The organism is Janthinobacterium sp. 35, from assembly GCF_002754575.1.
GTDB classification, from domain to species: domain Bacteria; phylum Pseudomonadota; class Gammaproteobacteria; order Burkholderiales; family Burkholderiaceae_D; genus Janthinobacterium; species Janthinobacterium tructae.
This window is the reverse complement of sequence record NZ_PEFN01000001.1, coordinates 5,030,223-5,044,504: the sequence shown is the minus strand read 5'-3', so window position 1 is coordinate 5,044,504 and position 14,282 is coordinate 5,030,223. Positions and strand designations below refer to the sequence as shown.

Here is a 14,282-nt window from a genome sequence, read left to right as displayed (position 1 = left end):
AGGCTCATCTTCGTCATCGGTTCAATAAGGTCCAGCTCACGCCGCAGGCGGCGGCCAGCACGCCGGTGCCAGCCAGCCACGGCCATGGCCGTTGCCAGAAGCGGCGCGGCTTGCTGGCCAGGGTATCGCTGGCGGCCAGCGCCACGTGGCGTCCGCTGACCTGCTGCCGGCCTTCGCCGTACGCCACCATCAGCGCCTTGTGCGCCATGATATTGATCAGGCGCGGGATGCCGCCGGAAGCCTTGTACAGCTTGCTCACGCCGCCACGGCTGAACAGGCGCGCGCCATCGAAACCGGCCACGCGCAGGCGGTGCGCCACATAAAAATCCACGTCGTCGCGCGACAAAGGGCCCAGGTGATAGTGAAAGGTGATGCGCTGCGTCAGCTGGCGGATTTCCGGCAGGGCCAGCTTGACGTCCAGCTCAGGCTGGCCGAACAGCACAATTTGCAACAGCTTGCGCTTTTCCGTTTCCAGGTTCGTCAGCAGGCGCAAGGCTTCCAGGCTGTCGACGGGAATCGCCTGCGCTTCATCCAGACACAGCAGCACGCGCCTGCCCTGCGCCGCCAGGTTAAGCAGACGCAAGTTGAGCGACTTGAGCAGCTGATGCTGATCAGCATCTTTCTCCAGCAGCACATCGAGGTCGTCCGCCAGCGCCAGGATCAGCGAACGGGGCGGCAAGTTCGGATTCGGGATGTAGGCCGTGACGAAATCCGGGCCCAGCGATTGCATGAACTTGCGGCACAAAAAAGTTTTACCCGTCCCCACTTCGCCAGTGATCTTGATGAAGCCCTCGCCATTGCGCGCCGCCACCAGCAAGGTGTTGAGCGCCTTTTGCGACTGCGGGCCGTTGAAGAAGAAACTGGTATCGGGCGTGAGGCCGAACGGCGCCTCGCGCAAGCCGAAATGGGTCTGGTACATTTAGCGCCGCTCCGATGGGCGCCGTGGGTCGAGCGCCTCGATGCGCTTGCCCGAATCGAGCAAGTCCTCGTTCCAGCTGTTGGCGCCCTCGACGATGGTCGGCTTGATCAGCACCACCAGTTCGCGCTTCTGTATCACCTGTCCCGTGTTGCGGAACAGCGCACCGAGCACGGGAATGTCGCCCGCGCCCGGCACTTGCGAGCGATCCGAGGTGGTGGCCTGGCGCATCAGGCCGCCGATGGCGACGATGCGTCCATCCTGGCTGCGCACCATGCTGTCCATCTCGGACGTGCTGGAGGCGGCCAGCGGCAATTTCAGCGAACCGGCACTGCCCAGGTCGATTTCCTTGCTGACGGTGGTGACCTGGCTGACGGACGGATGCACGTGCAGGATGATATTGCCCTGGTCATCGATCTGCGGCGTCACGTCCAGCACCACACCGGAAAAGAAGGGCTGCAAGGTGACGTTCGGGCTGGAGGTGGTGCCGCCCGTGGTGCCGGTCGACGTCACGGTGGTGCTCACGCCGGTGACGAAGAATTCGTCCGTGCCGATCTTCAGCACGGCCTTCTGATTGTTCATGGTGGCGATGCGCGGGCTCGACAGCACGTGCACGGCGCCTTGCGATTCCAGGAAGGTAATCATGGCGGCAAAGTTGGCGGTCTGGAAGGCCAGGCCGAACATCGAGCCGGCCGCCGTGGCCGCCGAGCTCAAGCCAAAACCGCTGCTGGCCGTCAGCCCGCTGCCATTCGTCATGTTCGGCGGCTGGCCGCCGTTGAACGGCAGCGGCGCCAGGGTGCCGCCCGGCTGGATGAAGCCGGTCGAGATGCGGTTCGTGTGGCCGCTCTTGATGGAGGCAAACGAGGCCCAGTTGATGCCGGTCTGGAAATTGTCGTTCAGTTCCACTTCGAGGATCTTCGCTTCCAGGATCACCTGGCGATCCACCGACAGCTGCGTCGCCTTCAGGTACAGGTCGACGGCGCGCAATTCATCGGGCATGCCGCGCACCACGACGACGCCGGACTGCGGGCTGATCACCACCTTGCGGCCGTCGGCCGTGCCGCCGATGATGGCGCCCAGCGATTCTTTCAATTCCGCCCAGAAATTGCTGTCCGACGTGGTGCTCAGGTTGGAACTATCGATCACCACCTGGCTGCCGGGCTGTTGCGTCTGGTTCTGCGGGCTTTGCTGGCTGGACTGCCCCGACTGATTATTGCTGGTGCCGGCATTGCCCACCGATGTCGAAGAGACGCGCAAATTCGACGTCCCCTTGCGGTTGCCCGTCAGGTAGTTGACCTGGAACATGCGCGTTTGCATGGTCAGGGGCCGAATTGCGATGCGCGTGCCATCGACCTTGTAATCATAGCCATACATCTCGCGCACGGCGTCGAGCGCCTCGAACAGCGTCACATCTTTCAGGTTGGCGGAAATATTGCCCTGCACCTCTGGATGCACGAGCATGTTGTAGCGCGTACCGTTGACCAGCGAATGAAAGAACTGGCGTGCAGGGACGTTGTTGAACGCGACATTGAAACGCTCGTCCAGCACGCCGCGCGCCTTGGGCAACTGCGCGGCCAGCGCGGACGCCGGCGGCAGCAGTGCGTTTTCCACCGCTGCCGACTGCGCCGCCGGGTTGGTGGTGGCCACTGCGCCTGCCACCTGCTCCTTGATCGCATTGTAGGTGTCGCGCTTCACAGGCGCGACGTTGCAGGCGCACAAACCCGCAGCAAGTCCCAGGACGCTTGCCCGCTTGCTTATTTCAAATATCTTCCGCATTCCCGCCTTGTGTTTATTGGGTGACATGAACCTGTTTCCTTCGTACATGCATTGCATCATTTGCGCCGACCGTCTGCGGATACAGCCGCAGCGTTTCCAGGGTCTTGCCGCGCCGCAGCACCACGCTCGCTTCACCTATGCTGACGACGACTGCGCCGCCCACCTTGTCACCCGCGCGCACGCTGCGGCCATCGATGACGGCCAGGCGCCGCCCGCCAGGCCGATTGGAAATGAGCACCGATTGCAGCTGCGGCCGCGCCGCACCGGCAGAGACCGCACTACCGAGGACAGGCGCCGCATCGGGCGGCCGCGTGGGATCGACCAGCGCCTGGGCAAACACCCCCGGCGCCAGGGCCAGCAGCGCGCCCGCAAGGAGCACGCAACGAGGAGCGCGCATCACAGCGCGATCCATTTCTCGTCCAGGCTGAGCGTGTACAAGGTCAGGCTCAGCGTGGCATTCGGGTACTGCTCGACCTGCATATTGAGCTTGCCCCAGAACACATGGGACGGCATGGCCTCCACGGCATCCATATAATTCACCATATCCAGATAATTCCCACGCAATACGATTTCCACACCATGACGGTATAGCACGGCCGGCGCCTGCGCCGACTCGGCGTCCGCTGGCGACTGCCCGGCAGGCGCGGCGGCAGATGCGGACGGCGCCGCCTTGCTGGCGACATGGCCGCCCTTCCCCATGGCGCCGGATGGCAAGGTGGCCAGCGACACCAGGCGCAAGTTGGCCTGCTGTTTCAGCAATTGCTGCAGCATCGGCACGATGCGCTCGGGCGCCACCAGGCCATTTTGCGTCGATTGCAGGGCGTGGCGCATCTGCTGGACTTCCTGCCTGATCCGTTCGAGCCGGATGCGGTCCTGTTGGTTGGGGTCGCCCGCATGCGCAGCCATCCGTTGCGCCATCTCGGTATCGATGGCCGCGACGGCCTGCTGCCGCTGGGCAATCGTGTCGGCCAGCGCCTTGCGCTTGGCCAACTGCGGATTGACGAACAGATACACAACCATGAATATCAGCAGCGCGGCACTGGCGCCAAAGACCATGATCCGTTCACGTACGCTGAGCGCATCAAATTTCAGCGCAAATTGTTGCCATTGCTGTTTCATTGCTTGACCGCCCCTGCGCCGCTGGCGGGTGCCGCCGACGATTGCAAACTGAATTCGATGAAGCGCGGCGCCGGTGCTGACACGGCGGCCTGGGCCGGAAGCTGCGCGGTGGCCATGTCCAGGCGCGCGAACGATTTGCCCTGCAACGCCGATTCCCTGGACAAGGCGCTGATGTACTGGGGCAGCAAGTCCGCTTGCACGACGCGCCCCTGCAAGCCGATCTCGATTTCCTTGCCGGCGCCGGCGATGCTCGCGCCCGTCAGCCACAAGCCATTCACCCTGGCGCGCGCGAAGGCGCGGAAATAATCGGCATAACCGTGTGTATTACCGAGTGCGCCGCCCTGCAGAATTTGCTCCGCTTCCAGCAAGGCGCTGCGGTCAGCCTCTGCCTGGCCCAGCGCGCCCGCGATCAGCGGGTCCTTGCCGGGCACGGGAAAGCGCGCGAACACATCCGCCCGCTTCGCCTCGCGTGCATCGAGCACGACCTTGGCGTCGGCCGCCGTCCGCTCCAGCGCGGCCACCTGGCGCGCGCCAAACCAGACCACTGCGGCACTGGCGGCAAGCACCAGCCCCAGTCCCTGCAGCAAGCCCAGCGCCGACAGCGCCTGCTTGCGTTTTTCAAACGCAGGGTTGAACAGATTGATTTGCTGGCTCACGCTGGGCTCTCTTCCTGCCGCAGGGCAGCACCCAGGGCCAGGAAAAAGCGCGCCTGGCCGGCAGCGCTCAACAGGTCCGGCACCCTGGAAAAATCCAACAGGGCCGTCAGATCCAGTGCCTCGACCGGCATGTACAAATTGTCCGCCAGGTAAGCATGCAGGCCGTCGCTGCCGGTCGGCGCCAGGACCAGCCTGGCAACGGAAATAAAATGGAATTGACGGTCGAAGTGGTCAAAGGAACGCTGCAGTTCCAGCGTGATCTTGTCGTAATACTGCTGCCGCTGGGCGTCGCTAGTATCGGCCAGCTGCACCACGGTGACGTCGATGCGGCGCGCCAGGTACAGTTCGCCATCGAACGTCACGGTCAACAGCCCCCCTTCGCCATCGAAAGACAGCATGGCCAGGCCGCGGCCCTGCGTTTCCATCAAGCCCGCGATATTGCGCTGGGCCATTTCCGGGATATCGATGACCGACAGGGTGATCTTGCATTCGCCATACAGCGCCTGGCGCTGGGCCACGGCATTGTTGCGCGCCGCAACGGCGAACAGCGATTGCGCGCGTCCCGGCCCGTTCTTGTCGGCGGGAATATCGATGACGTCGACGGTGGCATCCGCCGCTGGAAAGTCGAGCATGTCCTTCAGGCGCCAGCGCACGGCAGTCTTGAGCTCTTCCGGCGGCACGTTCGGCGCGTCGAGCGTGAGTATCTGATACTCGCCCGCGCCCAGCAACGTGGTGTTGCGATACGACTGGGCATGCAGATCGCGATGCATTTTTTCCAGGGTCGCCGCCGCCAGCGGCTTGCGTCCGGGATACATGACCGCCGCCTGCACCAGCGGCTTGTCGTCCGCGCGCCGCTTGACCACGGCAGCGCACACACCTTCCGCTGAAAATGATGTCGCCAGCCAACCCTCGTGTTTTTTTGCTTTTGCGAATAAACCCATGCCACCGATCCAGATAATGAAATGCTACGACAGCGGCGCCGTCCGAATGATGCATTGAATCAATTTTAATTCATAGCAGGTAGGAACAGGCTAAAAAAGAAATAATTGACAATATTTTTTCAGGAAAACACCACGATTGTCACGACGCGCCGAAAAATCACACCTCCTTCAATATAGTTCGCGCATGAAGAACACGGGCTCGCTCTTGAGTGCGCCGATGGTTTCGCGCGCCTGTCCCGGCAGGTACGGCATCAGCGACTGCAGCGTGAGCGTACCTTTTTTCTTCACGGGTGCGGCGGGTTTGGCCATCAGCACACTGCCGCCGCCCTGCTGCAGCAAGCCACTGTCGAGCGGCAGGCTGCTCGCAGCTGGCAACTGCACATCCGTCAGGTTGAGATAATCCTTCAAGCCGAAATTCTTGCGCAACAGGGCCGTGCAATTGTCCAGCGTATTGGCGGCATACGCGCTGCCGTTCCAGTATTGCGCGACCAGGGGCACCAGCAGCGCACGCTGTTCCGAGCCATACATATTGTTGATGCGCAGGCGGCCATGACGCAGCCGGGTATCGCCGATGGCGACGCTAGCGGCGGGTGCGACCGCCAGGCCATTCACGCTGGAAATGAGCGCGCCGTCGCTATCGCTGATGCCCACCACCAGCGAAAAATCGTCGTATGGGCCATCCTGGCCGCTGGCCAGCCGGTCAAAGCTGTGCAGTACCGTGATGCCGGTCGCGCCGCTGGGAATCGCCTGCTGCAGACCAGGCGCAGCGAGCGTGAGGCTACCCGCGCCGGCAGTGCCTGCCTGCACCGTGTAGATGGTGGCGTCGCCAGCAAACTTGATCAGTTCGCCCGCCGACAGGCCGCCGCTGCCGGCCACCACGACTTGCGTGCTGCCGGCGGCATATGCGCCACCATCGGTCGTGTAGGAACGCCCGCTGCGCCCCTGGTTCCAGGCAAAGGCGGGCAAGGCTGGCGTCAGGCGGCCGATGGACAGTGCCGCGCCGGCATTGCCCGCGCCCACGCTGACGCTGGCGCGTCCGGGATAGGCGCTGCCATAGCGCGCCAGAATCTGCTTGCCCTTGCTCAATGCCGTCGCGCCCAGCACGACGCCCAGTTCGCGCTGGCCCAGGTAGGTGAAGTCGCCGCAGGCCGCCGTCAGCGCACCCGTGAGCGCGTAGTGGTCAGGGAAAAAGCGGCCGAAGACGGGTTCCGGGCTTTGCGCCTGGTTGGCGATATTGCAGCCGAACTTGCCATTCACGGCTGTATTGTTGCTGCTGCCGATCACGCAGTCGCCAGGCTGGTCGACGCTGGTGTAGGCATTGTCGAGCACCGCCTCGGGCAGCATGCGGAAGGTGCCGACATCGCCGTACGTCACGCCGCTGTTACTGGCCAGACCACTGGCCAGCACCGCCTGCCCCAGCGGAAACGGGCTGGCATTCGAGGTCGATGCGAGGCGATCGGTGTAGTCGGTGACACTGAGAAAGCCGGTGATTTTCTGGCCGACCGCGGAATTGTCGACCAGCGGCGTGCCGTTATAACCGGCAACGGCCGTCGCGCCCAAGGTGAACTGGGCGCCCGCCGCCAGGCTGGGCGTGCCGCTCAGGGCGCTGTTGCTCATGTTGGAACTGAGCGTGAACTGCTGCGGCCGCACGGCAAAGCTGTCGGTCGAGCAGCCCACGTTGGCGCTGCTGCACTCGGCTGTGGTGCAAGTGACGCGTACGCGCACATCACGGTAGGCGCTGTACCTGGGCGCCACGGCGCTGAGGGCGGTGGCCGGGATGCTCACATTGGCGCTCGAATAGCCGCCCGTGAACCCCACCAGACCCAGCGGAATGACCGCCGTCTGGGTGAGCGGGCAATTATTCACCCCCAGCGCCACGCCGGTGGCGGTATTGACCAGCAAATCCACCGTGGCCTTGCCGTTGAAGCTCGTTTCCAGGCTGGCGTCCGTTTTCAGCTTCACCAGGTCCAGCTTGAAGGCCGTGTCGGCCAGCTTGGTATTGAGGCGCGCATAGGTCAGGCTGCTGGTGCTGGGCACGCAACGCGACGACGTCGCCTCGCAAGCGTTGAAGCGCGCCACGGCGCACGCCTTGATCACCAGCGACTGGTCTTCCTGCTCCGTGAACTGCCCATCCGTCACATTCACGCTGACGGTGGCTGCCGTGCCGCTGCTCAGACCAAACACGGCCTGGTACTCGCCGTTGAACAGATAGGTCGCCACGCCGTCGTTCAGCGTGCCATTCGACAGCACGCCATAGCCCGCGATCAGGGCCCAGTCGCCGATGCCGTTCGAGGTCGTCAGCAGGATTTGCGTGGTGTTGTTCGGCATCACGATATTATTGTGATTGACGTCATGCGCCGTGACCGTGAGCGTGCTTTGCTGGCACGTCAGGCCCGACCCCGTATTCGTCACCGCGTAATGGCTCAGGCAGCCGGCCTGGCTGAGATTCTGGTCGCGCTGCACCAGCGCCAGGCCGCCCTCGTAATTATAGGCACGCAATTCGTCGATGGCGCCATCGGTGGAATTGCCGCTGCCGCTCTGTCCCGTCACCGCGCTGCGGTTGTCGCCAATGAACAGGCTGCCGATGCGCGGCGAGACCACCGCCGCGGTGGTAAACGCCGACTCCTTTTGCAGCACGCCATCGACGTAGATGCGCAGGCGGTCGCTATTGGACGCCGCCAGCGCATTGAAGCTCCAGCTCACGGCAATATGCTTCCAGGTGCCGGCGGGCACGCTATTGGCAGCCGTTTCCACCACGCGCACGTTGCCCAGGCTGTCCGTGACGACGAAGCGCAGGGCGCCCGTGCTGCGCCGCACGAGAAAAAACCACTCGTTGTTGATCTGCGTGGCGTCGAGCAGTTGCGCATCGCGCGTGCCGCTGCCGGACCAGGCCGTATTGGCCTTGTACCAGAATGTGATGGTGCCGGCGCCGCCCATGGTGGAGGGCACCGACAGCCCGCTGTCGACTGCGGCGATGGCGGCGGCGCTGGTATTGAGGGGGAAGCTGGCGGCGCGGCAGACGCGGCCGGCAGCGATCGTCTGCGCGCCGCCCAGCACCGTGCCGTCGCGCCCGTTACCGCTGGTATCGGTTACTTGCTCGGGCGTATTGCTCCAGCTGGGCTGCTCCATGCGGTACTCGAGCACGGGGCGGGGAATATAGAACTTGATCGCTGAATTGGTGACCGGAAAACCGGTTTGCGGCGTGTCGTAATCGTTGCTGTCCGCCTGCCAGCCGATCTGTCCCAGCTTGGCGGAAGGTCCCGCCACTGCCGTGCCGTACTGGTAGATGAATTCGCCGTTTTCCTGCAAGATCAATTGCAGGCTGTAAGAGCCAGTGGTACTGGTGCCCGTGGTCCATTCCGGCACATTATTCCAGGTCACCACGAAGCTGCGGTACGGCGCCGTGCCGATGGTGGCGTAGCTGACGTAACAAGTCAGGCGGCTGGCGCAGGCGGTATTGTAGGTCGGTACTTCCAATTTCGAGGTGGGATCGAGATCGTTGCCATAGATGCGCATGGTGTAATTCAAGCTGCTGTTCGGATACGGCAGCGTCTGCACCGGGCTGCCATAGCCGCAAGTGACATTGTTATTGAACTGCACCCGGCCGTTCGTCATCACGCGCAGGGTGCTGAAGGCCACGCCCGAATACATGAAACTGAAACCGATGGGCAAGGCATCGCTGAGCGTGTCGTCGAGGACGGGCGGCGAGGTACCGCAGCCGGCGGAACCGTTGAATCGGTAGGGCGTGGTGTTATAGCCAAGCTTGGCATGATTGCTGGCGTCGATCCAGCTGTAGGCAAAACTGGTGTTGGCGTAGGTTGCCGCCTGGACCGGTGCGCAAGCAAGCAGGGCCACAACGGCTATCCATACGGCGATGAGTGCCTGCATATTATTCCTTGAGAGTAGCGTATTTAAAACTCGGCCTGCACGACGCGCTGCACATAATCGGGATGGTTGGTGGCATTGGCAGTGGCGCACACGCCACCCACTGGCTGGTTGCAGGCAGTGGCGATCACCTGGAAACGGGGTAATGCGCCCGCCGCCTGCGTGCAGCGCACGGTCACGCTAAAGCCGCTCAGTGCGCTATTCGCGGGCAAGGCAAAATTGCGGCTGGTTTCGCAACTGTTGTTGACGCGCTGCCGGTACACGCCCCACTCCATGCCGGCGCGGGCTGCCTGGTAGGCGCGCGCGCCCTGCACGTCCAGCGCCGACTCGGCATGCTGCATGGTGGAGATGGAGAGCAGCGCCACGCCCAGCGCGGACAGCACCACCAGCAGGAAAATGGCGGTGACGATGCTGAAGCCGCGCGCCGGACGGCATGGCCGGCACCGCTTCGGCATGGAGGATAGCAATAGTCTCATGGCGAATTATTGACCTGTGCCTGTTGCACCAGCGTGATCTGGCCAGCATTGCCGCCGGGCGCGCCCAGGGTCAGGCTGACACTGACCAGGCCACGCTGCAGGTTGGGCAGGGTATCGAAGGAAAAGGCGCAAGCGGCCACCTGATTGGCCATCAGCGCCGCGGACGGCGCGCCGGTCAGCGCCGCTGTGCTCTCCGGCTGGGCCACCTGGATCGCATAGCCGGCATAGCGCGTCAGCGTGCCCGTGCCATTCGCATTCGGCGCGCAATGATAGGTCACGACCGTACTGACCACCTGGAAACGATAGCTGAGGGAAGGCATGGAGGGTGTTTGCGCGACAAAGGGGTTCTTGACCAGCGTAACATCGTTGCCGCTGATGGAAGCGACCTGGGCGCGGTTGCACTGCCCGCTGCAATCATAGGCGTCCACGGGAGGCTGATCGCCCAGATTGTTGACGACGATAAAGTCGCCGGGAACGATGGTCTGCACGCCGGACGGCGCAGCGCCGACGATGGTAAATACATCCAGGTTGCCCGGCGTGAGGGGATCGAAGGCCAGCACATTGCCCGGTATCGTGTTCGGGTCGTCTTCCGACAGATAGCGCCCGCCCGTCTTGGTCAGCAGCAACTCCAGATACTTCCCATCGGGCGTCACGCGCACGCTGTTGGGCAAGGCCAGGCGCACGTCGCGCGTGATGCGCCGCGATGCCAAATCGGCCGCGTCGGCCAGTTCGGCGCGGGCGCTGACATCGAGGTAACTTTGTATGGGGGCACGGATGAACACCGTCACCATGCCGGCGACGATGGCCGTGATGACGATCACCACGATCAGTTCGATCAAGGTGAAACCGCGCTGCCGGGGGTGTAAAAAAGTCATCATGGCACGGCATTGCCTGCGTAGCGCGTGCGGTAGCCGGCCAGTACGATGTGTTGATTCGCGCCGTAAGTCACCGTGACCGTGATGCGCAAGACATTCATGTTGACGGGCGTGGCGTCCGAAGGCAGCATGGCATCGGACGGCCCCAGTCCCGCGTCGGGGCTGATGGTCACGCTCACCTTATAGCCGTCAGGAAACGACTTTTTGGCCACGTCATCCTTGTAGCTCTCGCCAGTGTTGAGGGCGCGCACATAGTCGCTGACATTGTAATACGGCCGTCCAGTGGCGGGCACCGTCACGCTGACATTTTGCGGCGTGGTGCAGCCGTCGGGGTTAGTGGCGATGTGGAACAGCGCGGCATTCTGCGCAGTATCCGCTGCCGGATCTTTAATCGGATCGCAAAACGTAAAGCGTGCCCCTTCGATCTCATCGAGCATGGCTTCGGCGATGGCCAGCGCCTGCTTGCGCAATTGCGGATCGGCGCTGCTGGCCGTGGTGTGCGTAAAAATTTGCAGCAGGCCCACCACGGCGATGCTGACCACCACGATAAAGATGACCAGCTCGATCAGGGTCACGCCGCGCTGCACCGTCCTGCGCACCGGCAAAACGGCTATCCTAGTAATGGACATAGCCCGTCTCCCCTTCGACGATGATGTTGCGCGTCATGCCGCCGTCATTGATGCCGATGCTGATGCGCGCGGGAAAGGTCGAAACAGGTTCGACGTCGGCTGCCTTGAACGGGCGGCCCAGGGCATTGAAATAAAAAGCGGCGGTGTCCAAGGGCACGCTGTAGCTGATCTTGCCGGGTGCCGCTTCGCACAGCCATGCCGTGGTATTGGCGCAAGCGGTCAAGGTGGCTTTGCGGCCGCTGTTGCCGCCCGCAGGTGGCAAGACGCGGTTGGCCGCGTCGCAGGCAGTATTGAAACACAGGGCCATGCGGGTGCCGTCGAGTTGCACGAAGACGGGACGGTTTTGCGCGATCGCCAGTTTTTGCGCATAGCGCAGCATGCTCACGTTTTGATCGGCAAAGCTGCGCGCGTCAAAACTGTCTTGCCGGAAGAAGCGCGGCATGGCGACCGCTGCCAGCAGCCCCCCCACCACCAGCACGGCAATCAGCTCGACCAGGGTAAAGCCGCGCTGCCGGCGCCCACGGCTGGCAGGCCCGGCAAACATCAAACCTGCTGCAGACAGCATCGTGGACACCTGTGGCAATGAGCGGCATGCCGGAAGAAACATGCCCTGAAGAATGAAAAACGCCTGGCAAGCCAGGCGGATCGCCTGCGGCGCGCATGGCCGCAGCAGGCGGAGCTTACGTCATCAGCAATCTGTCTTGGCAGCGGCAGCGGTCGGCGCGGCGTCCACCACTGCGGCCGCAGTGGCCGAGGCGAGCGTATAGGTAAACGCGCATTTGAGATGGTCGGCATCGGCGGCGATCGAGACGGGGCCCGCTCCCGAGACATTGTAGTCAGCCAAACCACCAGCCGCCACTACGATGCCGGCAGCGTCCGGATAGCCGTTCGTCATGGTGATGTCCTGGCCTTCCATCTTCACTTTGACGGGCGCGGTGGTGGGTGAGCCATCGACCAGCCATTGCGCATGTGCCAGGGAAGAAGCGGCCTGTACTGAGGCGCGCGCGCCGTTGACTTTCGCCAGGCGGGCGTCGGACGACAAACTGCTAAAACGGGGAATCGCGGTGGCCGCGAGGATGCCCAGGATGACGATGACGACGACTAACTCGATCAGCGTAAAGCCCGCTTGGCTACCTTGTTGAAAACGACGAATTGACTGCAGTTTCATGCTGATCTCCAAAAAATCAAAAAAACAATGCTGGCAAAATTTGCCGGCAGAATAGAAAAGCTATTTCAGCCCGCCCGCCTCGCCCAACTGTATCAGCGCCACCTGCGGCGCATCAACCGGCGTTGAGGGCTGGGTCTGGGGGGCGGACGCTTGCCGCAAGCTTACCTTGAATCGAAGCAACTCGGAATAGCTGGCACCGAAACTGTTGCTTCGATTTAATATATATATCAATTCTGCATTACTTCTATCAAAAAACCAATGACTTTGGGGAAGTTTTTCCATCTCCGGCGACATATAGGCGCCCAAATAATTGGCCGGTTTTTCAGCCAGCCAATCGATGGGGTTTTGCCCCGCCAGCGCCGGCAACTGGTTTTGCCGGTCGGACGCATACAGTTCCAGCACCTGCATGCGCAGCCCCGTGCGCAGCGCCAGCAGCGTTTGCTGCACGGCAACCCGCTCCGCTTCCTGCTGGACTACCTCCAGCCGGCCCAGCAGCACGACCGCCAGCACGGCGATGACGGACGCCACGACGGCCAGCTCAAACAAGGTAAAGCCGCGCTGCCCTGCCTTGCCAGCCAAGATGTTGTTTTTTGACGCAATGCGCGGCCTCATTTGTGCAGGGCCACCTTGCCCAGGTCCCACACGGGCAGGAAGATGCCCAGCGCCAGCACCAGCACCATGGCGCCAAGAAAAGCGATCAGGATGGGTTCGATCTGCGCGGACAAGGTCTTCAATTCGTAATCGACTTCGCGCTCGTACATCTGGGCGATTTCATCCATCAACTCATCGAGCGAACCGGACTCTTCACCGACGGCGATCATTTGCAGCACCACCGGCGTGAAGACGCCTGCCGCCACCGAAGTGCGCAAGATGCTGTCGCCGCGCTCGACGCCGTCGCGCATCTGCTCGACGCGGGCGCACAGATAGGCGTTATCCACCGTCTGCGACACCACCGTCAGCGCCTGCACGATGGGCACGCCGCTGGTGCTGGACAGGGCGAAGCTGCGCGCAAAGCGCGCCATGGTGCCTTTCAGGATGATCTTGCCGGCGATAGGAAATTTCAACTTGTAGCGATCCCACGTATAGCGGCCAGGCACGGTACGCAGCCAGGCCTTGAATCCGGCGATCGCGGCAATCGTCAGTACCAGCAGCAAAGGCCAATACGCCACCATGAACGCCGACGTGCCGATCAGGATGCGCGTCATCAAGGGCAGTTCGGCATTGAAGCTGGCAAACACTTTCACGAACTGGGGAATCACGAACATATTGACGATGACCATGGCGATGATCATCGCCGCGATCACGAAGGTGGGGTAGCGCGTGGCCGACTTCACGCGCGCGCGCATGTCGCGGTCGAACTCCAGGTGGTCGAACAATCGCAGGAAGACTTCATCGAGGCGCCCCGTCATTTCGCCCACGCGCACCATCGACAGGTAAAACGGCGTAAACACGGTGGGGTGGCGCGCCATGGCGGCCGACAGTTCGCGGCCCGCGTCGAGCGATTCGCGCACATCCTTGATGATGCGCCCGAACGCGGGGCTGATGGCGGACTCCTGCAAGCCGGCCAGGCCGCGCATGATGGGCACGCCCGCCTTGAGCAGGGTGTACAACTGGCGGCTGAACAGCTGCACGTCCATCGAACTGACTTTTTTCTCCGTCAGTTTTTGCCACCAGCCGATATCGGCGCCGGTGGTGGCGGCTTTTTTGGTCACCAGGATTTCCACCGGCGTCGCGCCGGTGGAAAACAACTGGTCGGCCACGGCGCCGCTGTCGGCGCCTTCCATCACGCCGGTCAGCAGCTCGCCGCTGGCATTGCGTGCCTTGTAGGAGAAAAATGGCAC

14 protein-coding genes are annotated in these 14,282 nt (G+C 62.8%); all 14 read right to left on the bottom strand.

The window, feature by feature from the left end; translation table 11 throughout:
* Nucleotides 1-13: 13 nt before the first annotated feature.
* On the bottom strand, nt 14-919 hold the full coding sequence (locus CLU93_RS22545) for an ExeA family protein (RefSeq protein ID WP_099763396.1): 906 nt from the start codon (nt 917-919) through the stop codon (nt 14-16).
* Nucleotides 920-2,692: a pilus (MSHA type) biogenesis protein MshL gene (mshL, locus tag CLU93_RS22540; RefSeq protein WP_099763395.1), complete on the bottom strand. Its 1,773-nt coding sequence runs from the start codon at nt 2,690-2,692 to the stop codon at nt 920-922.
* A 13-nt stretch (nt 2,693-2,705) separates the two neighbouring features.
* Nucleotides 2,706-3,089 carry an MSHA biogenesis protein MshK gene (locus CLU93_RS22535; protein WP_099764550.1) on the bottom strand — a complete coding sequence of 128 codons (384 nt, stop codon included), beginning with the start codon at nt 3,087-3,089 and terminating at the stop codon, nt 2,706-2,708.
* Nucleotides 3,089-3,811, bottom strand: a complete 723-nt coding sequence (locus tag CLU93_RS22530; protein ID WP_099763394.1) for an MSHA biogenesis protein MshJ — start codon at nt 3,809-3,811, stop codon at nt 3,089-3,091. The genes CLU93_RS22535 and CLU93_RS22530 overlap by 1 nt, the downstream gene beginning before the upstream one ends.
* On the bottom strand, nt 3,808-4,467 hold the full coding sequence (locus CLU93_RS22525) for an MSHA biogenesis protein MshA (RefSeq protein ID WP_099763393.1): 660 nt from the start codon (nt 4,465-4,467) through the stop codon (nt 3,808-3,810). The genes CLU93_RS22530 and CLU93_RS22525 overlap by 4 nt, the downstream gene beginning before the upstream one ends.
* Nucleotides 4,464-5,408, bottom strand: a complete 945-nt coding sequence (locus CLU93_RS22520; protein WP_099763392.1) for an agglutinin biogenesis protein MshI — start codon at nt 5,406-5,408, stop codon at nt 4,464-4,466. The genes CLU93_RS22525 and CLU93_RS22520 overlap by 4 nt, the downstream gene beginning before the upstream one ends.
* A gap of 168 nt (nt 5,409-5,576) precedes the next feature.
* Nucleotides 5,577-9,296 (bottom strand): LamG domain-containing protein, encoded by a 3,720-nt coding sequence (locus CLU93_RS22515; protein WP_099763391.1) that lies wholly within the window; start codon nt 9,294-9,296, stop codon nt 5,577-5,579.
* Nucleotides 9,297-9,319: 23 nt separating this feature from the next.
* A complete protein-coding gene (locus tag CLU93_RS22510) occupies nt 9,320-9,769 on the bottom strand; it encodes an agglutinin biogenesis protein MshP (protein WP_099763390.1) in 450 nt (149 codons plus the stop codon).
* Entirely contained in the window at nt 9,766-10,647 is an 882-nt protein-coding gene (locus CLU93_RS22505; RefSeq protein ID WP_099763389.1) for a prepilin-type N-terminal cleavage/methylation domain-containing protein, read from the bottom strand. The genes CLU93_RS22510 and CLU93_RS22505 overlap by 4 nt, the downstream gene beginning before the upstream one ends.
* A complete protein-coding gene (locus tag CLU93_RS22500) occupies nt 10,644-11,273 on the bottom strand; it encodes a prepilin-type N-terminal cleavage/methylation domain-containing protein (protein ID WP_099763388.1) in 630 nt (209 codons plus the stop codon). Before CLU93_RS22500 ends, CLU93_RS22505 begins: the two co-directional genes overlap by 4 nt.
* Complete coding sequence (locus CLU93_RS22495; RefSeq protein ID WP_099763387.1) at nt 11,260-11,838, bottom strand: pilus assembly FimT family protein; 579 nt, start codon at nt 11,836-11,838, stop codon at nt 11,260-11,262. Before CLU93_RS22495 ends, CLU93_RS22500 begins: the two co-directional genes overlap by 14 nt.
* 123 nt (nt 11,839-11,961) lie before the next feature.
* Nucleotides 11,962-12,441 (bottom strand): type II secretion system protein, encoded by a 480-nt coding sequence (locus tag CLU93_RS28785; RefSeq protein WP_099763386.1) that lies wholly within the window; start codon nt 12,439-12,441, stop codon nt 11,962-11,964.
* A 60-nt stretch (nt 12,442-12,501) separates the two neighbouring features.
* Nucleotides 12,502-13,020, bottom strand: a complete 519-nt coding sequence (locus tag CLU93_RS22485; protein ID WP_180287915.1) for a type II secretion system protein — start codon at nt 13,018-13,020, stop codon at nt 12,502-12,504.
* A 29-nt stretch (nt 13,021-13,049) separates the two neighbouring features.
* The gene (locus CLU93_RS22480) at nt 13,050-14,282 is read right to left on the bottom strand and encodes a type II secretion system F family protein (protein ID WP_099763384.1); all 1,233 of its coding nucleotides are present in this window, start codon (nt 14,280-14,282) and stop codon (nt 13,050-13,052) included.